Here is a 19,380-nt window from a genome sequence, read left to right on the forward strand (position 1 = left end):
ACCGCTACGAAGGAAGAGACACATGAGCCGCTATTCGATATTCAGCCTGCTGCGCAACGGCATGTCGTATCACGAGAACTGGGAACGCCAATGGCGCAGCCCGGAGCCCAAGCGCGAGTACGACGTGGTGATCGTCGGCGGCGGCGGGCACGGCCTCGCGACGGCCTACTATCTCGCGAAAGAGCACGGCATCACGAACGTCGCGATTCTGGAGAAGGGCTGGATCGGCGGCGGCAATACCGCGCGCAATACGACCATCGTGCGTTCCAACTATCTGTGGGACGAATCGGCCGCGCTGTATGAGAAAGCGATGAAGTTGTGGGAAGGCCTCTCGCAAGACCTCAACTACAACGTGATGTTCAGCCAGCGCGGCGTGATGAATCTCGCGCACACGCTGCAAGACGTGCGCGATACCGAGCGCCGCGTGAACGCGAACCGGCTCAATGGCGTCGATGCCGAGTTCCTGACGCCGGCGCAGATCAAGGAAATCGAGCCGACCATCAACCTGAATAGCCGCTATCCGGTGCTGGGCGCGTCGATTCAGCGTCGCGGCGGCGTCGCGCGTCACGATGCGGTGGCCTGGGGCTTCGCACGCGGCGCGGATCAGGCGGGCGTGGACATCATCCAGAACTGTCAGGTAGTGGGCATTCGTCGCGACGGCAACCGCGTGACCGGCGTCGATACCACCAAAGGCCATATCAAGGCGAAGAAAGTTGCAATCGTCGCGGCCGGCAACACCACGACGCTCGCGGACATGGCGGGCGTGCGGCTGCCGCTCGAAAGCCATCCGTTGCAGGCGCTCGTGTCCGAGCCGATCAAGCCGGTGGTCAACACGGTCGTGATGTCGAACGCGGTGCATGCGTACATCAGCCAGTCGGACAAGGGCGATCTCGTCATCGGCGCGGGCGTCGATCAGTACACGGGCTTCGGGCAGCGCGGCAGCTTCCAGATTATCGAAGGCACGCTGGAAGCGATTGTCGAGATGTTCCCCGTGTTCTCGCGCGTGCGCATGAATCGCCAGTGGGGCGGCATCGTCGATGTTTCGCCGGACGCATGCCCGATTATCAGCAAGACCGACGTGAAGGGCCTCTACTTCAATTGCGGCTGGGGCACGGGCGGCTTCAAGGCGACGCCGGGTTCCGGCTGGGCGTACGCGCATACCATCGCGAAAGACGAGCCGCATCCGCTAAATGCGCCGTTCTCGCTCGACCGCTTCTATACCGGCCATCTGATTGACGAACACGGCGCGGCTGCCGTGGCGCACTGAAGGAGTACTGAACATGTTGCTGATCGAATGCCCCTGGTGCGGGCCGCGCGCCGAAAGCGAATTTTCCTGCGGCGGCGAAGCGGACATTGCGCGCCCGCTGGAGACGGAAAAGCTCACCGACAAGGAATGGGGCGAATACCTCTTCATGCGCAAGAACCCGCGCGGCGTGCATCGCGAGCAATGGATGCATGCGCAAGGCTGCCGCCGCTGGTTCAAGGCGCAGCGTGACACGGTGACCTACGAGATTCAGGGCTACGAGACGTTCGACCGTCCGCTGGCTGCGATGGACAACAAGGAGGGAGCGTCGAAATGAGCCAGAAAGACCGACTCGCCACGGGCGGGCGCATCAATCGCGCCATCGCGCTGACCTTCACGTTCAACGGCAAGACGTATCAGGGCTTTCAGGGCGATACGCTCGCGTCCGCGTTGCTCGCCAACGGACAGCACTTCGTCGCGCGTAGCTGGAAGTACCACCGGCCGCGCGGCATTGTGACGGCGGGCGTGGAAGAACCGAATGCGGTCGTGCAGCTCGAAAAAGGCGCTTATACGGTGCCGAACGCGCGCGCGACCGAAGTGGAGCTGTATCAAGGACTCGTCGCGGAGAGCGTGAACGCGAAGCCGAACATCGAAAACGATCGCATGGCGATCAATCAGAAGTTCGCGCGCTTCATTCCGGCGGGCTTCTACTACAAGACGTTCATGTGGCCGCGCAAATTGTGGCCGAAGTACGAAGAAGTGATCCGCGATGCAGCCGGTCTCGGCAAGGCGCCCGAGGAACGCGACGCGGACCGCTACGACAAGTGCTTCGCGCATTGCGACGTGCTCGTGGTCGGCGGCGGGCCGTCGGGTCTCGCTGCGGCGTATGCGGCGGGCTTGTCGGGCGCGCGCGTGATTCTCGTCGACGATCAGCGCGAACTGGGCGGCTCGCTGCTCTCGTGCCGCGCGGAGATCGACGGCAAGCCCGCGCTGCAATGGGTGCAGAAAATCGAGGCCGAACTGCGCACTATGCCCGACGTGAAGATACTTTCACGCAGCACGGCGTTCGGTTATCAGGACCACAACCTTGTGACGGTGACGCAGCGTCTGACCGATCACTTGCCGGTGTCGATGCGCAAGGGCACGCGCGAACTGATGTGGAAAGTGCGGGCAAAGCGCGTGATTCTAGCGACGGGCGCCCACGAGCGTCCCATCGTGTTCGGCAACAACGACTTGCCGGGCGTGATGCTGGCGTCCGCGGTATCGACGTACCTGCATCGCTATGCGGTGCTGCCGGGCCGCAACGCAGTGGTGTTCGCCAATAACGACGACGCCTACCAATGCGCGCTCGATCTCAAGGCGGCGGGCGCGCAGGTCACGGTTGTCGATCCGCGTCCTGGCGAAACGAAAGGTGCATTGCCCGCAGCCGCGCGACGCTACGGCGTGCGCGTAATGAACAACGCCGTAGTGACGGCGGCGCATGGCAAGCTGCGCGTGTCGTCGGTGGAAGTGGCTTCGTATGCGAACGGCACGGTCGGCGCGAAGCAGGCGGACCTGTCTTGCGATCTCGTCGCGATGTCCGGTGGATGGAGCCCGGTGCTGCATCTCTTCGCGCAATCCGGCGGCAAGGCGCATTGGCACGATGAGAAGGCATGCTTCGTCCCCGGCAAGGCGATGCAGGCGGAGACGAGTGTCGGCGCATGCGCGGGCGACTTCACGCTGGCACGCGGCATTCGCTTCGGTCTCGAAGCGGGCGCGGAAGCGGCGCGCGCAGCGGGACATATCGTCGCCCGGACACAGCCGGTGAAGGTCGCGGAGATCGCGGAAGCGCCGCTCATGCCGCTGTGGCTCGTCGGCGGACGCGAACTCGCAACGCGCGGACCGAAGCAGTTCGTCGATTTCCAAAACGACGTATCCGCCGCCGACATCTATCTCGCGGCGCGCGAAGGCTTCGAATCGGTCGAGCACGTCAAGCGTTATACGGCGATGGGCTTCGGCACCGATCAAGGCAAGCTCGGCAACATCAACGGCATGGCGATTCTTGCGCAGGCGCTCGGCAAGACCATTCCGGAGACGGGCACCACGACGTTCCGCCCGAATTACACGCCTGTCACGTTCGGCACGTTCGCGGGCCGCGAACTGGGCGAGTTTCTCGATCCCGTGCGCAAGACCACGATCCACGAATGGCACGTGCAGAACGGCGCGATGTTCGAGGACGTCGGCAACTGGAAGCGCCCGTGGTACTACCCGAAGGGCGGCGAAGACATGCACGCGGCGGTCGCGCGTGAATCGCTCGCGGTGCGCCAAAGCGTGGGCATTCTCGATGCATCGACGCTCGGCAAGATCGACATTCAAGGCCCCGATGCCGCGAAGCTGCTCAACTGGGTCTATACGAACCCGTGGAGCAAGCTGGAAGTCGGCAAATGCCGCTACGGCCTGATGCTCGATGAAAACGGCATGATCTTCGACGACGGCGTGACCGTGCGCCTTGCCGAACATCACTACATGATGACGACGACGACCGGCGGCGCGGCACGCGTGCTCACGTGGCTCGAACGCTGGCTGCAAACCGAATGGCCGGACATGCGCGTGCGGCTCGCATCGGTGACGGACCATTGGGCGACGTTCGCCGTGGTCGGACCGAACAGCCGCAAGGTGCTGCAAAAGGTGTGTCAGGACATCGACTTCGCCAACGCCGCGTTTCCGTTCATGAGCTATCGCGATGGCACGGTGGCGGGTGCATCGGCGCGTGTCATGCGCATCAGCTTCTCGGGCGAACTGGCCTACGAAGTGAACGTGCCGGCGAACGTGGGCCGCGCGGTGTGGGAAGCCATCATGGAAGCGGGCGCGGAATTCGACATCACGCCGTACGGCACCGAAACGATGCACGTACTGCGCGCGGAGAAGGGCTACATCATCGTCGGGCAAGATACCGATGGCTCGATGACGCCGTTCGACCTCGGCATGGGTGGCCTCGTCGCGAAGTCGAAAGACTTCATCGGCAAGCGCTCGCTCACGCGCTCGGATACCGCGAAGGCGGGACGCAAGCAGTTCGTGGGCTTGCTCACGGACGATCCTTCGTTCGTGCTGCCCGAGGGGTCGCAGATCGTCGCGGGTCCCTTCCAGGGCGATACCGCGCCGATGCTCGGTCACGTGACGTCCAGCTATTACAGCCCTGTTTTGAAGCGTTCGATTGCGTTGGCCGTCGTGAAGGGCGGGCTCGACAAGATCGGCGAAACCGTCACGATTCCGCTCGCGGGCGGCAAGCAGATCAACGCGAAAATCACCAGTTCGGTGTTCTACGACAGCGAAGGAGCACGTCAACATGTGGAATGAAACCAAAGGTTCCTCGACCGTTGTGGACCGCATGACGGTCGGCCAGAGCAGCCTCGGCCCGACGTGGCAGGAGTCGCCGCTCGTTGGCGCGGATGCATTGATGAAGGCGCATCATGCGGGCGCATCGAAGGCGTTTCGCTTGACGGAGCGGCCGTTCCTGGAACTTGTGAACGTGCGCGGCGATACGCGCGATGCCGCGTTCATGCGTGCGGCGGAGAGCGTGATCGGCTGTGCCCCGCCGGAAAAGCCGAACACCATCGCGAAGGGCAATGGCTATGACATGCTGTGGCTCGGGCCGGATGAATGGCTCGTGGTGTCCGAGGCGCAGCATGATGCATCGTGCGCGGCGCCGCTCGAAGCGCGATTGCGCGATGCCTTCGCGGGCGCGTTCGCATCGGCGGTGGATATCGGCAGCGGTTATACGGTGCTCGATATCGACGGTCCTCGCACGCGCGATGTTCTCTCGCGCGGCTGTCCGCTCGATCTGCATCCGAAGGTTTTCGGCGCGGGACAGTGCGCGCAGAGTCACTACTTCAAGGCGTCTATCACGCTGGTGCCGCTGGGCGGCGATCGCTTCGAAATCATCGTGCGTCGCAGCTTCGCGGATTACTTCGTGAAGATCATGCTCGATGCGGCCGAGCCGCTACTCGCATGAAGCCGTACGAGCCGTTGCATGCGGGCGGACAAGGATGGCGCGTCATCGTCGATGAACTCGTCGTGATGACGCGCGTCGGGCTTTATGAGCACGAGCATCGCGCGCCGCAGGCTTTATCCATCGATGTGAGCCTGCGGTATCGCGGCATGCCTTTCGAAGATGAGCTGATCGATTACGAGGCATGGTGCAATCGCGTGACGGCGTATCTGCAAGAGAAGACGCATACGCGGTTGCTCGAAACGCTTGCGGTGGAGATTGCCGCGTTATCGTTCGATGAATGGCCGGCGCTCGATGCGCTCACGCTCGCGCTCTCCAAGCCGAAGATTCGCGAGGGCACGCGAAGGCTCGCGCTCGAACTCGACTGGCGGCGCGCGGATTACGATGCTTGGCGTGCGCAACAGGCGTTGGCTGTGTCGAGCGCATGAACGCATCGCGCGATGCTGCGGCGCGGCTTTCTGAACGCGCTTGTAAAGAGCACGATGCGCAGGCGGCGCTGGCGTTGCTCGATCGGAGCATCGCGTTGGGGCATCGGCGGATTGCGCTGATTCGGTATTTGCACGCGCAGTATCTTGGGGCGGCGCTTGAGGGGCGGCATCATGTGTATGTTGAGGAGATTGCTTCGAGGTTGAGTGGGGACGCGTTGGCGGGGGTGGTGAAGGCGGCGCGGGGGAGGTTGGGGGGGGAGGAGTCTGAGTTGTCTCCGTATGGGCGGAGGAAGCGCGAGCGCAAGAGCGAGAAGAGAGAGTGTGTGCGGCCTATCTCCGCTTATGCGGAGGAACCCTAGTCAGCGCGCTTGAGCAAACTCTCCGTTCACGGCTTATCTCTGCATGCGCGGAGGAACCACCACCGCTCCGCATCAGCGCGCAAGTCGTCAAGGCCTATCTCCGCATACCCGGAGGAACCTACGGCAACGACGATAACGTGTTCGACAAGCGGGGCCTATCTCCGCTTAGGCGGAGGAACCGACGCCGCAATCGCCGCGCAGGAGAAAGCGAAGGGCCTATCTCCGCGTACGCGGAGGATCCCACAGCCCGGCGTTAGGCGTCATGCGGATGCAGGGCCTATCTCCGCGTACGCGGAGGAACCTTTGTAGTCGAAGCCGCTCTTGTACAGCGACAAGGCCTATTTTCGCGTACGCGGAGGAACCGGCCAGATATTCCACTTCTTCGACATTGGCTACGGCCTATCTCCGAGTACACGGAGGAACCATAGGATTTGAACTTCACGCCAACTCCGATTGGGGCCTATCTCCGCGTACACGAAGGAACCCAGTACTGTGCAGGCGTCAAGAAGGTGGTCCAGCGCCTATCTTCGCGTACGCGGAGGAACCTTCACGTCGTGCACCGGATTCGTGTGGATCCACGGCCTATCTCCGCATACGCGGAGGAACCCGGTCGAAGACCGCATAGGGCGTTTCTCCGACGGGCCTATCTCCGCATACGCGGAGGAACCGTGTCGGCGAGCACCTGCGCAGTCCTCGTGTAGGGCCTATCTCCGCATACGCGGAGGAACCGTCTCGGCCAGATAGATAAAGGACCGCAGACAGGCCTAACTCCGCATACGCGGAGGAACCCGATAAGAGACGCACATGTGTGCGGGGATAAGCGGCCTATCTCCGCATAGGCAGAGGAACCCTTGCGATAGACCGCCCAGGTGTCGCGCGTCGGGGCCTATCTCCGCATACGCGGAGGAACCGCTGTGTCGATAAAAAATTTGGAGCCTTGCGCGGGCCTATCTCCGCATACGCGGAGGAACCTCGGCTGCCTGCTCGGACGCCTTTCCCGTCTGCGGCCTATCTCCGCATGCGCGGAGGAACCGTCCAGAGGTCTGCCAGAATGCGTAATCGTTCGGGCCTATCTCCGCATGCGCGGAGGAACCGTCTTCGCAGATGCAGCGGCGCGGGCTTCGACGGGCCTATCTCCGCATGCGCGGAGGAACCCCGCGAACTGCAAACCGCGCATTGACACGCGAAGGCCTATCTCCGCATGCGCGGAGGAACCTGCGCCCGCAACATCGAGCTGCTGGCAACGCGGACCTATCTCCGCATACGCGGAGGAACCGAGCTGAAAGACGCGATGGCCGAGGCTGTCACGGGCCTATCTCCGCATACGCGGAGGAACCTCGTTCCCGCGACGCGCTATGAGTGGCGGGTGGGGCCTATCTCCGCATACGCGGAGGAACCTTCTACGGAGTCGGGCTCGTAGCAACGGGAAAGGGCCTATCTCCGCATAGGCGGAGGAACCCCTACCACCTAACTCGATGATGTTAAAGAACAAACAGCGTACCCGATGCTCCGAATTCACTGCCGGCACGCGAGTATGGTGAGTCGAAGATGCGCTGTCAATTGCGTGCGTCGAGCACCGGTTGACTATGCATCGAACGACCGCATCCGTCCGAATACGGTTGCCGACAAGCAGTGAAACCATCACACAACGCCCGACATACCTGCGCCCTGTCATCAAAAAACTTTGACAGAAAGATGCGCATGTTTGGCCCTGATCCGATGCTAACCTAAGCATTGCGAACTAATATCCGCAAGAAATAAAAAGCCCGACGAGGACCACAGCAGGCAATCATGGAACCGCAAGCGCATCAGCTAGAGCCGTGGGGGAAACTTAGCCGCGACGCCGCCGACTGCATCGGCGAACGCAGCATGCACCCGCTATACGACCACATGATGGACGTGGCCGCCTGCTTTCTAGTCGCGCTCAAACACGGCACGCGTTTGCGCAACGCCTTCAACACCGTGGCGGGTCGAGTCTTGAGCGAGCAAGACATCGAACGGCTCGCGGTCTTCGCTTGCCTTCACGATCTAGGCAAGGCGAACAGCGGCTTCCAGGCCAAGCGTTGGAAAGGCAGCGCGCCGGCTGGCTGGCCGACGCCCGCGGGTCATGGCGTCGAAGCATTCTTGCTGTTTCGCCACAAAGAACTCGCTTCGTGCTTGCCGCTCGAATCCATCAAAACATGGAGTCCGGACGCGGAGTCGTTGCTGCTGGCGAGCCTTTCGCATCACGGCCGTCCATTGCCGGCTCCGAACGGCCAAGACCCGATCGTCTGGAAGCCGGTGCGAGACCGCGCAGGCTCCGTTATCTATAGTCCTAAAGAAGCAATACTAAACATCGGCGAGCAGTTACAGCGAGACTTCCCCCGCGCGTTCGAAACCGATGGCGAACCGCTGCCATCGACTCCGGCGTTCGTTCATCTTTTCGCAGGCGTCATGCAGTTCGCGGACTGGCTGGGATCACATCCCGGCTTCTTTCCCTTTAGTGATCCGGGCACGCGTCGGATCCGAGCGCAGGCTGAAGAACGCGCGACACGTGCTGTATCGACAATCGGCCTCGATGCGTGCGCCGCGCGAATCGAGCTCCTGCAACGCCCTATCTCGTTCGAGTCCGCATTCGAAGGCAAAGTGCCGAGGCCCGTGCAAGCCGCGCTCGGCGACAGTGACCTCGGACCGTTGCTCATCCTCGAATCGGAGACGGGTAGCGGCAAGACAGAAGCCGCGCTATGGCGTTTCGTCCAGCTCTTGGCCGAGCATAAGGTCGATTCGCTGTATTTCGCGCTGCCGACGCGCGTCGCCGCAGCACAGGTGTACGAACGCGTGCTGAAGTTCGTCCGTCGTCTCTGGCCGCTCGATGCGCCCGTTGTCGTTCGCGCGCTGCCGGGCTACGAAAGCGCCGACGGCAGCGACAAGATCGCGCTGCCGGACTTCATCGTGCAATGGTCCGATCACCCGGACGACGCGAGAGCCGCGACCCGCTGGGCGGCGGAATCGCCGAAGCGTTTTCTGGCGGCGACCATCGCGGTCGGCACCATCGATCAGGTTCTGCTCGCCGGGCTCATGGTCCGTCACGCGCACATGCGTCATGCCTTGCTGAGCCGTTCATTGCTGGTCGTCGACGAGGTGCATGCGTCGGACATCTATATGTCGCAACTGCTGGAGCAGGTGTTGAGCGCGCACGTGGGCACGGGCGGCCATGCATTGCTGTTGTCAGCGACGCTCGGTTCCAGGCAGCGCACGTGCTTCCAGCAGATCGCGCAGAGGTCCGCGGCGGCGCTCGCTTTGCCGAGCGTGGAGCAAGCCTGCGCCTTTCCTTATCCCGCGCTGACTGACGGCGCGAACATCCGTAGCTTGACGGTCAGTGGCGCGTCCAAGACCGTCCACTGGTCCACGCTCGACGCAATGGATGACCACGAACGCATCGCGCGTTTGGCGATCGATGCAGCAAGCCGTGGCGCGCGCGTGCTAATCGTTCGTAACACGGTCCCGTCGGCCGTCGCGACGCAGCGGGCCATCGAGAGCCTGATCGACGGTTCGGGCGATCGGGAAATACTGTTCGACCTGAATGGCGTCGTCACGCTGCATCACAGCCGCTTCAGCCGCCAGGACCGTCCGCTGCTCGATGCAGCGGTGGAATCGCGCCTCGGCAAGATACGCGCGGCGCTGAAGGGCTGCATCGTGGTCGGCACGCAGACGCTCGAGCAAAGCCTCGATATCGACGCCGATTTCCTTATCACCGACATCTGCCCTATGGATGTGCTGTTGCAACGCATTGGCCGTCTGCATCGGCATGAGCGAGACCCAAGAGAGCGTCCGGAGGGCTTTCGGGACGCACATGCGTGGGTGTTGACGCCAGCTGGGAATTCGCTCGAAGCCTATCTCGACAAGCCCCGCAATGGACTCGGGCGATCGAAGAACGGCGGCGGCGTGTACCCCGATCTGCGCATGATCGAAGCCACCCGACGACTCATCGTAGAGGCGCCATGCCGCGTGATTCCGCGCGATAACCGTCTTCTGGTCGAACGCGCGACGCACCCCGACTGTTTGCGTGCGATTCAACGCGAACTCGGACACGCGTGGGAAAAGCTCCATCAACAACTCGAAGGCGGGCAAGGGGCCGAGCGGTCTCTAGCCCGCATGCATGCGCTCGACTACAAGACGCCATTCTTCGACCTTCTATTTCCGGACGACGAGCGACGCCTGGCGACACGACTTGGCATGGAAGACCGCCTGGTCGAATTCGATCCACCCGTGCCCGGCCCATTCGGCGTCGATGTACAGCGTATCGCGCTGCGTCATCACATGCTGGACGACGACGTCGATCCAGACGCGAAACCCTCCAACATTAAGCTCGTGGAGCACGGCTTCGAATTCTCGCTCGGCACGAACGTGTTCCGCTATGGCCGCTACGGCGTCGAGCGTGTGAACGCGCAGCGCAAGGACGATGACTAACATGACCCTCCACCATCGCTTGCTCGACGACCGCCTGCTGCGCTATCGCGATGCTTCGGGTCACGCGCACAATGCCACGCTGCCCGAACTGTTCGTCGCGATGACGGCCGACACCGTGCGCGACTTCCCTGCGCTGCGGCCGCATCAACGGCATCCGTGGCACGCGTTCCTGACACAACTCGCGGCGATTGCGTTGCATGCAGCCGGGCGGTCGGAGCCGTTCGAGACAGCGGGCGAATGGCGGGCGGGGCTTCTCGCTTTGACGCCGGAGGATCCGGATGGCGCGGCGTTTTCGCTCGTTGCGCCTGACGACCGTCCTGCGTTTTTGCAAGCGCCGTGCACGCCAGGGGAATCGCACTCGTGGAAGAAAGCGCCGCTTGTGACGCCCGACGCATTGGACATGCTGGTGACTTCGCGCAATCACGACGTGAAAGCCGCGCGCATGACAAGCGCGCAGCCGGAGGACTGGGTGTACGCGCTCGTGAGTTTGCAGACGCAAGAGGGCGTCATGGGCGCCGGCAACTACGGCATCTCACGCATGAACGGCGGTCTGTCCAGCCGGCCGGCTTTCGGAGCAGTTCCGCAAGGACTTTGGGGCAAGCGGTGGCAGCGAGACTCGCGGCGGCTGCTTCAGCATCGTCAGAAGATCGTCGACGAGATCGGGCTCAAGGAGATCAACGGACTTGCGCTGGTCTGGACGAAGCCCTGGGACGGCGTTAGCAGTCTATTGTTCAGCGAACTCGATCCGTTCTATATCGAAGTGTGCCGCCGCGTGCGTCTGAACTTGGCGAACGGAAAGCTCTTCGCGCTCACGACGAGTAGCAAGACCACGCGCATCGCCGCGAAAGATCGTTTGGGCGCAACTGGGGATGCCTGGACGCCCGTCGCCGCGGCGGGCGGAGAAGCGTTGTCCATCACGGCGAGAGGCTTCGACTACAAGCTGATGAGCAAGCTGGCGTTCGAAGGCGACTACAAAGAGACGATCACTCGCAACGTCACGCGCGATGACGGCGAGAAGGGCGTCGTGCTGCTTGCGCAAGCTGTCGCGCGCGGGCAGGGAAAGACAGAGGGCTATCACGAACGACGCATGCCCGTATCCCGGAATATGCGCGAGGCGTTTCTAAATGGTCGCATCGATGAACTCGCCCACGCCGCCCGCAGGCGCATCAGCGTGATCGGCGAGATGCGCACAGTGCTATGGAGCGCGCTTTGTGCTCTGTTCGGCAACGGCGAAGACACCGCTTCGGACGACGTTAAGGACAAGGCGAGTCGCTTCGCGAAGTCATTCGAGCAGGCCGAAGACCGTCGCTTCTTTGACGACCTGATCTTGGAAGTCGATGGCAACACGTCTGAAGAACGGGAACTTGCGCACGAGCAATGGCTCGGTGAACTGGCGGATCGCGCGGAACAGGTATTGATTCGCGCGTTCGTGGCAGGGCCGCGCGCGAGTACGAGGCGGTATCGCGCGCAGAGCACAGCGCTCTCGCGGTTCCGCGTCGGTATCCATTCAAAGAAGAAGGAGGAATTGCAGACCATGGCGCGTGTGCTGAAGCAACGTTCGCAAGCGCGCAAGGCAGCTATGGAAACGGATATGCAAGGACGTGCGATATGAAGTCGACAGATACATCGGCCGGAGCACTGGAGCAGTCTGCGGGGCAAGCTGCTGCACAGACTGCGACGCCCAGCCTGAGCTACCAAATAGAAGCCATCGCTGCATTTCTGCAAGACGCCGGCGAGGGAGTCAAGGCATCGAAGAACGACCGGGTGGCGCTCGCGCGTCTTGACCCGGAAGCCGAGGAACTCACCACCGCGCAAATCGCCGCGCTCACAAACGCCGCACAGCGCGCGAAGCTGGACACCATTCACTGGAGTCTCGACCGATGGCGCCGGTGGGCGTTCATCGCATACGGCATCGCGCTTGCCGGGCATGATCGAGGCGCGGAGAGCGGCGGCATCGGCGCAAATTTTGGCCGACAACTCGCGACGGCCGGTGTGTCGGAGGCGCGCGTGACGCGGCTGCTCGACGCGCGCGGAGCGGTGTTCTTCCAGTTGCTGCGCCGCGTCCTTCGGTTGTTGGCGAGCAAAAGCGTGAAGCCTAACTGGGTACAACTCGCGAGGCTCGTCCTGAACGAAGGCGCGCGCGATGACAAGGGACGGCGTATCGCTGAGAAGACTCGCCTCGATATCGCGCATGCGTTCTTCTCGGCGAAGCCTGGCGAATCGCGGGACGACTGAGGATGGGAAGGCTGGCAACAACGTTCGACAAGTCTAGGACAAGAAAATGACGTATCCGCGCTTTATTCAGATTCACACGCTGCACAGCTATTCCGCCGCCTTGCTCAACCGCGACGATTCCGGCATGGCCAAGCGGCTGCCTATGGGCGATGCCATTCGCACGCGTATTTCATCGCAGTGTCTGAAGCGACACTGGCGCGTTGCGGACGACCGTCATGCGCTTTCGACGCTCGGCGTTCCGATGGCCATCCGTTCTCGGGAAACGCTCGCACTTGTTCGCGACGAGTTGGTCAAGAATGGCGTCGCTGAGGCGTTGGCTCAGACAGCCGTCGAAGCGTTGCGCTTCGGCGGTCTTCTGGACAAGGCCGGCAAAGTCCGCAAAGGAGACGATGCCGTTAAGACAGGTCAGGCGGTGCTGCTTGGCACGGCGGAGATCAAGTACCTGGTCGAACGTTGCACGGCCCTTGCGCGCGAGCATCAGGACGAAGACGGCCTCAAGGCGGCCGTCGCGGCGTTTCTGAAGAACGAGTCCGCCAATATCGTCGCGCTCAAGCATGGCAGCGGTCTCGAATCGGCGTTGTTCGGGCGCATGGTGACATCCGACGTGCTCGCCCAGCGCGATGCCGCTGTGTACGTCGCGCATGCGTTCACGGTGCACGAGGCGCAGGTGGAGAACGACTACTTCACCGTGGTCGACGATCTGCTTCGGGAAGCGGGCGAGCAAGGCTCGGCGGGCCTCTTCGATACCGAACTGGCATCGGGCCTTTACTACGGTTACGTCGTCGTGGATGTTCCGCAACTGGTGGCGAACCTGGAAGGAATCGCCGCCAGCGAGTGCTTCAATGCGTCGCCGGACCGGCGCGAGCTTGCTGCTCAGGTCGTGCATCACCTGTTGCATCTGATCGCTACCGTTAGCCCCGGCGCAAAACGCGGATCGACCGCTCCTTTCGGCTATGCGAATCTCATGCTGGTCGAGACGGGAGATTGGCAGCCGCGCAGCCTGAGCGCGGCTTTCGAAACCGCGTTGCCGTTGAGGGGCCATGATATACGCAACGCCGCTGTCGATCGCATCGCGCAGGAATTGAAGAAGCACGATGCCGCTTACGGCGCGCTGGACCGAGGCTTTGTCGCTCTCAATCCCGCCGATATCCCGAACGCCAAGCACTATTCGCTGGATAAGCTCGCGAATTGGGTGCAGACGCGCATCGTCAAGGGCGCGTGACATGCGGCGTCACATGTTGATGCGCCTGCGTGCGCCGCTCGTCGCGTTCGGAGGCGAGGCGATCGACAGGTACGGCGTGATCCGCGATTTCCCGGCGCTGTCGATGATTACCGGGCTGATCGCGAACGCGCTCGGCTGGGATCGCGGCGAATGCGAGAAGCATGAGCGCCTTCAGGCGCGTCTCGTGATGGGAACGCGGCTGGACAACTCCGGCGAGCGGCTCTGCGACTTTCAGACGGCTCAGATCTCGCGGAAAGATAGCGGCTGGACGTGGCGAGGCATTCCCGAGTCGCGGGATGGCGGCGAGGATACCTACAAAAGCCCGCATCTGCGATACCGCGACTATCACGCCGGCCTCGACGCGCTGGTCGCATTGCGGCTCGATCCCGCCGACGAGTCGCCCACGCTCGCCGACATTGCTCGCGCGCTCGACCGGCCGCAGCGTCCGCTTTTTATCGGACGCAAACCATGCTTGCCGTCCACGCGCGTGTTCGCCGGTTTCATCGACGCCGAGCATGTGCTCGATGCGTTGTTGCGCGTGCCCTTGCCTCCAGGCGTCGCCGATGGCGCCTTCCGCATGCAATGGCCGAAAGACGAAGGCACGATGTCTGAGGCAAAGACAGAGGCGCTCGACGTCTGCGACGAGCGCAACTGGACGAGCGGCGTGCATGGCGGATGGCGTCCCGTTCTCGAAATGAGCGCGAAGCGGGCATCGTTCGTCGAACATCCATCGATATCGCCGGAATTTTCGTATGACCGCGCTTAATCTCATTCACTGTCAGCCCGATCCGCAGAAGTTTGGGCTGTGGGCATCGCGGCATGGCGTGCTGCCGTCCGGCGGCGATCTCGGTTACGCATTGCACGCGGCGCTGCAGGCAGTCTTTGGTCCGCTCGCGCCCAAGCCTTTCTATTACCGCGACGCGCGTGCCGGGCTGATTGCCTATTCCCCACACTCCGCCGAGGCGTTGTGGGAGGCGAGCGCGCTTTGCGCCGCGCCGGAACTGGCCGATGCACTCGGCCTCGATGCAGGGCCGCGTAGCGCGGGACTCAACATCCGCGCGTTTCCGACGCAATGGCAGGCAGGGCGCGTGCTGGGCTTCGAAGTGCGCGTGCGGCCCACGCGACGCCGCGAGCACGTTGACGAGAAGAGAGTCCGCGAACGCGACGCGTTTCTGGTCGCGTGCTCGCAAAGACCGGAAGACGACGATCTGCGACGCGAGGCCGTCTATGCCGAATGGCTGAACGAACAGTTCCGATCGACTGAAGCGGCCAGTCTGGTCGAAGCTCGCATGACGCGGTTCCAGCTCACGCCGGTGCTTCGTCGCACGCAAGCCGTTTCTGGCGGCGGCACGCCTCGACAGTCACGTTCCATCGACGGCCCGGATGCGGTGTTCAGCGGACACTTGCGTGTCGAAGAGGCGGATGCCTTCGCTCGGCTGCTTGCGCGCGGCGTCGGACGGCATCGGGCGTTCGGGTTCGGTATGTTGGTGCTGAAGCCCGCGTCTATCGACGGTTGATCGCGCAGGCGCGACATGCTGAAGGGGCGGCTGGGGCTCGACACGTCGCGCGTGCCGCATGGGGATCGTCACGGGCTGCTGCGGCTGGAGCGTGGCGAACTCAGCGTCACGATGGATGCCTGCATTTCACGAGCGGGCAGTACGTTGATCAGATTCCGCATCAGTCGGTATCTATGATTTTGCTCGGTCCCGGCGGCAGCGTGACGCATGACGCACTGCGTTTGCTTGCGCGCCACGGCACCTTGCTTGCGGCGGTTGGCGCGAGCGGGGTGCGCAGTTACACCGCGTTGCCGCTCATGCCCGATCGCTCGGGTGTCGCGCGGCGGCAAGCCGAGCTGTGGGGCAGCGCGCGCCGACGCCTGGCCGTTGCGCGGCACATGTATGCGCTCCGGTTGGGCGAGGTGTTGCCGCATCGCGATCTGGATACGCTGCGCGGCATCGAAGGGGCGCGCGTGAAGACGATTTATCGGTTGCGCGCGCAGCAATTCGGCATCGATTGGAACGGACGGCACGACGACCGCGCGAATCCCGAGGCCGCCGATCTCGCCAATCAGGCCATCAATCACGCGGCGACGGCTGTGCAAGCGGCGGCGGCCATCGCCGTGCAGGCGCTTGCGGCTGTGCCGCAGTTGGGATTCATCCACGAGGACTCGGGTCAGGCATTCGTCCTGGATATCGCTAATCTATTTCGCGATGACGTGACGCTCTCGATAGCCTTTGCCGCGGTCAAGCAGGCCGAACGTGGCGCGGAGACGATCGACCGGCTCGTGCGACGAGAGGCGGCGCGCGTCTTTCGGAAGCTGCAGGTGATTCCCGCGATGATCGATCGCATCAAGCAGGTGTTGCGGGTCGACGAGAAGCTGGAGGACGCGGATGGCGCTGGTCGTAGTGGTGACGCGTGACGTGGCGGACCGCTTTCGGGGCTATCTGGCCTCGGTGATGCTCGAGGTGTCGGGTGGCGTGTACGTCGCGCCGCGGATGAACAAAGGCGTGCGCGAGCGGACGTGGTCCGTGCTCGCCGAGTGGCATGGCGCGGAGCCGAGGGGCAGCGTCCTGATGGTGTGGCGGGAGCTCGATGCGGTTGGGGGAATCGGGATCGCGCAGTTGGGATCGCCTGCGAGGCAGCTCGTGGATGTAGATGGGATGTATCTGGTTAGGCGGGAAGCGCGGTAGGCGAGCCGACATTCGTTCTCTGAAAATTTGGATTTTTCGATGGATGGGGGGCGTTTTGTGTTTCCGATCATCGAGTTACGTGGGAGAGGTTCCTCCGCGTGCGCGGAGATAGACCCTCGACGTCGATGATTTCGTTGTCCTTCAGCCAGGTTCCTCCGCGTGCGCGGAGATAGACCCCCTGTGGGATCGGCTTCCGATTCCGCGACCCAGGTTCCTCCGCGTGCGCGGAGATAGACCTTGGCTCAGTGTGCGGGCTTGCTCACCGACCATGGTTCCTCCGCGTACGCGGAGATAGACCCACAGCATGACGTCCTCACGATGGACCCGGCCGGGTTCCTCCGCGTACGCGGAGATAGACCGTGGTACCGAAGATCGGAGTCATGGCGCATTCAGGTTCCTCCGCGTACGCGGAGATAGACCCGCCTGGCTGATAAAGACCTGCCCACCTTGGATGGTTCCTCCGCGTACGCGGAGATAGACCCTTCGAGACTTCCATCCGCGCGGCTGAAGACCAGGTTCCTCCGCGTACGCAGAGATAGGCCTCGTCGGTCAGACGATCGACGGCGTAATCATGGAGTTCCCCCGCGTACGCGGAGATAGGCCCTGGCTGATGGCTCAATCGGCTTTGTGCACGTGGTTCCTCCGCGTACGCGGAGATAGGCCATCATGTCCGACAAGGCACGCCTCGGCGCTGCGGGTTCCTCCGCTTACGCGGAGATAGGCCCGTGGCGTGGCCGTAGCACGTCGCCGCCATGCAGGTTCCTCCGCGCACGCGAAGATAGGCCCGGGCAGGTTTACCCGGCCGGCTACGGGCCGCAGATTCCTCCGCGTACGCGGAGATAGGCCGCCTGAGTCAGTGTTGCGTGGCTTCATTGCTGACGTTCTCCCGCGTACGGGGAGATAGGCCCTTCTGCGTCGCTTCGCCTTGGTACCCGGCTGTGGTTCCTCCGCGTACACGGAGATAGGCCGCATCGCCTGCTGCGCCGTCGAGCGATGCACGCGGTTTCTCCGCACACGCGGAGATAGGCCCAATCCGGGAAACTGCGCAGCGGCAACGGTTCAGCTTCCTCCGCACACGCGGAGCTACCCTCCGCCCCCCATGACGCCCCCATTCCACCCCCATGACGCATTCCTTCTATGTCCCGGCTTTATGTCGGCGTCTACTGAAAAGACCTGCAACGAACCCAAGCGGTCACGTCCGCATCGAGAGGAACCAAAAAATGTCCACCGCCACACACCCCCGCGCGAGCGCCGCGGCGCGGCTCGAACGCCTGCCGTTCTCGAGCTATCACCGCACCATCTTCATCATCATCGCGGTGGCTTTCTTCTTCGATTCCGTCGATCTCGGCACCATGACCTTCGTGCTCGGCTCGATCAAGACCGAGTTCGGCCTCTCGACGGCGACAGCGGGTCTCGTCGCGAGCGCCAGTTTCTTCGGCATGGTGCTGGGCGCGGCTGTCGCGGGCCTGCTCGCCGATCGCTTCGGCCGACGTCCCGTATTCCAGTGGAGCATGGTGCTCTGGGGCGTCGCGTCGTATCTCTGTTCGACGGCGCATTCGGTCGAATCTCTGATCTTCTATCGCGTGCTGCTTGGCATCGGCATGGGAATGGAATTCCCGATCGCGCAGACGTTGTTGTCCGAATTCGTGCCGACCGCTTCGCGCGGCAGAGTGATTGCCCTGATGGATGGCTTCTGGCCCCTCGGGTTCATCGCATCCGGCGTGGTTTCCTACTTCGTGTTGCCGCACTTCGGCTGGCGTACCGAGTTCGCGTTGCTCGCCATTCCCGCTGTATTCGTGCTGATCGTGCGGCGCGTGGTGCCCGAATCACCGCGTTGGCTCGAACATCGCGGGCGCACGGCGGACGCGGACAGCGTGCTCGCGAACGTCGAAGCGAAGGTGATGAAGGCGACCGGCTTGCGCCAGCTGCCGGCGCCCTCGATGCTCGCCGAGCCGCCGGTCGCGAAAGGCGTCGGCGCATTCCGTGAAATCTGGAGCGCGGCCTACAGGCGTCGGACGATCATGGTGTGGATGCTGTGGTTCTTCGCGCTGCTCGGCTTCTATGGGCTGACGTCATGGCTCGGCGCGCTGATGCAGCAAGCGGGGTTTGCGGTGACGAAGTCCGTGCTCTATACGGTGCTGATTTCGCTCGGCGGCGTGCCGGGTTTCTTGTGCGCGGCGTGGCTCGTCGAGCGATGGGGACGCAAGCCGACGTGCATCGCATCGCTCGTCGGCAGTGGCGTGATGGCTTACCTCTACGGACAGACCGCGCTGCACGCCGAAACGCCCACGTTGCTGATCTGCGCCGGACTGGCGATGCAGTTCTTTCTCTTCGCGATGTGGGCCGCGCTCTACACCTACACGCCCGAGTTGTACGGAACGGGCGCGCGTGCCACCGGGTCGGGCTTCGCGTCGGCGATAGGGCGCGTGGGATCGTTGATCGGTCCTTATGTCGTGGGCGTCGTGTTGCCGGTGTTCGGCCAGGGCGGCGTGTTCTCGCTCGGAGCGATGTGCTTCGTGGTGGCGGCTTCCGCAGTCTGGGTATTGGGCGTGGAGACGCGAGGCGTGGCGCTGGAGAAGCTCGTCTCGGAAGCCGAACACGATGAAGGCGCAAAGGTCTGGGCCTCGGCGGAGAACTGAATCGCTGTCGCTCCGAACCAAACCCACGTCGCATTCGACGCCGGCGAAATTCGCGATCAAGCGTACTCTTCCCGCACGGCCGCGAGCATCGCAAAGAATGAGCTCGCGCCCGCCGTCCACGAATCCA

At 63.1% G+C, this 19,380-nt stretch carries 14 protein-coding genes and 1 pseudogene; all 15 read left to right on the forward strand.

What is annotated here, in order from left to right:
* Positions 1 to 22 precede the first annotated feature (22 nt).
* The 15 genes and pseudogenes from NCR37_RS19115 to NCR37_RS19185 all read left to right on the forward strand — a co-directional run bounded on the left by NCR37_RS19115 (position 23) and on the right by NCR37_RS19185 (position 19,253).
* A complete protein-coding gene (locus tag NCR37_RS19115) occupies positions 23 to 1,267 on the forward strand; it encodes a sarcosine oxidase subunit beta family protein (protein WP_250474404.1) in 1,245 nt (414 codons plus the stop codon).
* Between the two features lie 13 nt (positions 1,268 to 1,280).
* Positions 1,281 to 1,580 carry a sarcosine oxidase subunit delta gene (locus NCR37_RS19120; RefSeq protein ID WP_250474405.1) on the forward strand — a complete coding sequence of 100 codons (300 nt, stop codon included), beginning with the start codon at positions 1,281 to 1,283 and terminating at the stop codon, positions 1,578 to 1,580.
* Positions 1,577 to 4,579, forward strand: a complete 3,003-nt coding sequence (locus NCR37_RS19125; protein ID WP_250474406.1) for a sarcosine oxidase subunit alpha family protein — start codon at positions 1,577 to 1,579, stop codon at positions 4,577 to 4,579. Before NCR37_RS19120 ends, NCR37_RS19125 begins: the two co-directional genes overlap by 4 nt.
* Positions 4,569 to 5,234: a sarcosine oxidase subunit gamma gene (locus NCR37_RS19130; protein ID WP_250474407.1), complete on the forward strand. Its 666-nt coding sequence runs from the start codon at positions 4,569 to 4,571 to the stop codon at positions 5,232 to 5,234. Before NCR37_RS19125 ends, NCR37_RS19130 begins: the two co-directional genes overlap by 11 nt.
* A complete protein-coding gene (locus NCR37_RS19135; RefSeq protein WP_250474408.1) occupies positions 5,231 to 5,659 on the forward strand; it encodes a dihydroneopterin aldolase in 429 nt (142 codons plus the stop codon). Before NCR37_RS19130 ends, NCR37_RS19135 begins: the two co-directional genes overlap by 4 nt.
* Positions 5,656 to 5,910 (forward strand): annotated as a pseudogene (locus NCR37_RS19140) (hypothetical protein); the annotation flags it as partial. The gene NCR37_RS19135 and the pseudogene NCR37_RS19140, both read left to right, overlap by 4 nt.
* 1,899 nt (positions 5,911 to 7,809) lie before the next feature.
* A complete protein-coding gene (gene cas3 / locus NCR37_RS19145) occupies positions 7,810 to 10,467 on the forward strand; it encodes a CRISPR-associated helicase Cas3' (protein ID WP_250474409.1) in 2,658 nt (885 codons plus the stop codon).
* A 1-nt stretch (position 10,468) separates the two neighbouring features.
* Positions 10,469 to 12,079: a type I-E CRISPR-associated protein Cse1/CasA gene (locus tag NCR37_RS19150; RefSeq protein ID WP_250474410.1), complete on the forward strand. Its 1,611-nt coding sequence runs from the start codon at positions 10,469 to 10,471 to the stop codon at positions 12,077 to 12,079.
* Positions 12,076 to 12,702 (forward strand): type I-E CRISPR-associated protein Cse2/CasB, encoded by a 627-nt coding sequence (gene casB, locus NCR37_RS19155; RefSeq protein ID WP_250474411.1) that lies wholly within the window; start codon positions 12,076 to 12,078, stop codon positions 12,700 to 12,702. Before NCR37_RS19150 ends, casB begins: the two co-directional genes overlap by 4 nt.
* A gap of 46 nt (positions 12,703 to 12,748) precedes the next feature.
* Positions 12,749 to 13,924 carry a type I-E CRISPR-associated protein Cas7/Cse4/CasC gene (cas7e, locus tag NCR37_RS19160; RefSeq protein WP_250474412.1) on the forward strand — a complete coding sequence of 392 codons (1,176 nt, stop codon included), beginning with the start codon at positions 12,749 to 12,751 and terminating at the stop codon, positions 13,922 to 13,924.
* 1 nt (position 13,925) lies between these two features.
* A complete protein-coding gene (gene cas5e, locus NCR37_RS19165; RefSeq protein WP_250474413.1) occupies positions 13,926 to 14,690 on the forward strand; it encodes a type I-E CRISPR-associated protein Cas5/CasD in 765 nt (254 codons plus the stop codon).
* Positions 14,677 to 15,441 carry a type I-E CRISPR-associated protein Cas6/Cse3/CasE gene (cas6e, locus tag NCR37_RS19170; RefSeq protein WP_250474414.1) on the forward strand — a complete coding sequence of 255 codons (765 nt, stop codon included), beginning with the start codon at positions 14,677 to 14,679 and terminating at the stop codon, positions 15,439 to 15,441. Before cas5e ends, cas6e begins: the two co-directional genes overlap by 14 nt.
* Positions 15,438 to 16,343, forward strand: coding sequence for a type I-E CRISPR-associated endonuclease Cas1e (gene cas1e, locus NCR37_RS19175; protein ID WP_250474415.1), 906 nt, complete (start codon positions 15,438 to 15,440; stop codon positions 16,341 to 16,343). Before cas6e ends, cas1e begins: the two co-directional genes overlap by 4 nt.
* Complete coding sequence (cas2e, locus tag NCR37_RS19180) at positions 16,315 to 16,614, forward strand: type I-E CRISPR-associated endoribonuclease Cas2e (protein ID WP_250474416.1); 300 nt, start codon at positions 16,315 to 16,317, stop codon at positions 16,612 to 16,614. The genes cas1e and cas2e overlap by 29 nt, the downstream gene beginning before the upstream one ends.
* A gap of 1,220 nt (positions 16,615 to 17,834) precedes the next feature.
* On the forward strand, positions 17,835 to 19,253 hold the full coding sequence (locus NCR37_RS19185) for an MFS transporter (RefSeq protein ID WP_250474417.1): 1,419 nt from the start codon (positions 17,835 to 17,837) through the stop codon (positions 19,251 to 19,253).
* The last annotated feature ends 127 nt before the right edge of the window (positions 19,254 to 19,380 follow it).

The sequence above is a fragment of the Caballeronia sp. GAFFF1 genome, assembly GCF_023630705.1.
In the GTDB taxonomy this organism is placed as follows: Bacteria; Pseudomonadota; Gammaproteobacteria; order Burkholderiales; family Burkholderiaceae; genus Caballeronia.

What these genes read in the sequence shown, in the direction of transcription:
- NCR37_RS19115 (WP_250474404.1), top strand. Translation starts at nt 23, where the DNA reads ATGAGCCGCTATTCGATATTCAGCCTGCTGCGCAACGGCATGTCGTAT.
- NCR37_RS19120 (WP_250474405.1), top strand. Translation starts at nt 1,281, where the DNA reads ATGTTGCTGATCGAATGCCCCTGGTGCGGGCCGCGCGCCGAAAGCGAA.
- NCR37_RS19125 (WP_250474406.1), top strand. Translation starts at nt 1,577, where the DNA reads ATGAGCCAGAAAGACCGACTCGCCACGGGCGGGCGCATCAATCGCGCC.
- NCR37_RS19130 (WP_250474407.1), top strand. Translation starts at nt 4,569, where the DNA reads ATGTGGAATGAAACCAAAGGTTCCTCGACCGTTGTGGACCGCATGACG.
- NCR37_RS19135 (WP_250474408.1), top strand. Translation starts at nt 5,231, where the DNA reads ATGAAGCCGTACGAGCCGTTGCATGCGGGCGGACAAGGATGGCGCGTC.
- cas3 (WP_250474409.1), top strand. Translation starts at nt 7,810, where the DNA reads ATGGAACCGCAAGCGCATCAGCTAGAGCCGTGGGGGAAACTTAGCCGC.
- NCR37_RS19150 (WP_250474410.1), top strand. Translation starts at nt 10,469, where the DNA reads ATGACCCTCCACCATCGCTTGCTCGACGACCGCCTGCTGCGCTATCGC.
- casB (WP_250474411.1), top strand. Translation starts at nt 12,076, where the DNA reads ATGAAGTCGACAGATACATCGGCCGGAGCACTGGAGCAGTCTGCGGGG.
- cas7e (WP_250474412.1), top strand. Translation starts at nt 12,749, where the DNA reads ATGACGTATCCGCGCTTTATTCAGATTCACACGCTGCACAGCTATTCC.
- cas5e (WP_250474413.1), top strand. Translation starts at nt 13,926, where the DNA reads ATGCGGCGTCACATGTTGATGCGCCTGCGTGCGCCGCTCGTCGCGTTC.
- cas6e (WP_250474414.1), top strand. Translation starts at nt 14,677, where the DNA reads ATGACCGCGCTTAATCTCATTCACTGTCAGCCCGATCCGCAGAAGTTT.
- cas2e (WP_250474416.1), top strand. Translation starts at nt 16,315, where the DNA reads ATGGCGCTGGTCGTAGTGGTGACGCGTGACGTGGCGGACCGCTTTCGG.
- NCR37_RS19185 (WP_250474417.1), top strand. Translation starts at nt 17,835, where the DNA reads ATGTCCACCGCCACACACCCCCGCGCGAGCGCCGCGGCGCGGCTCGAA.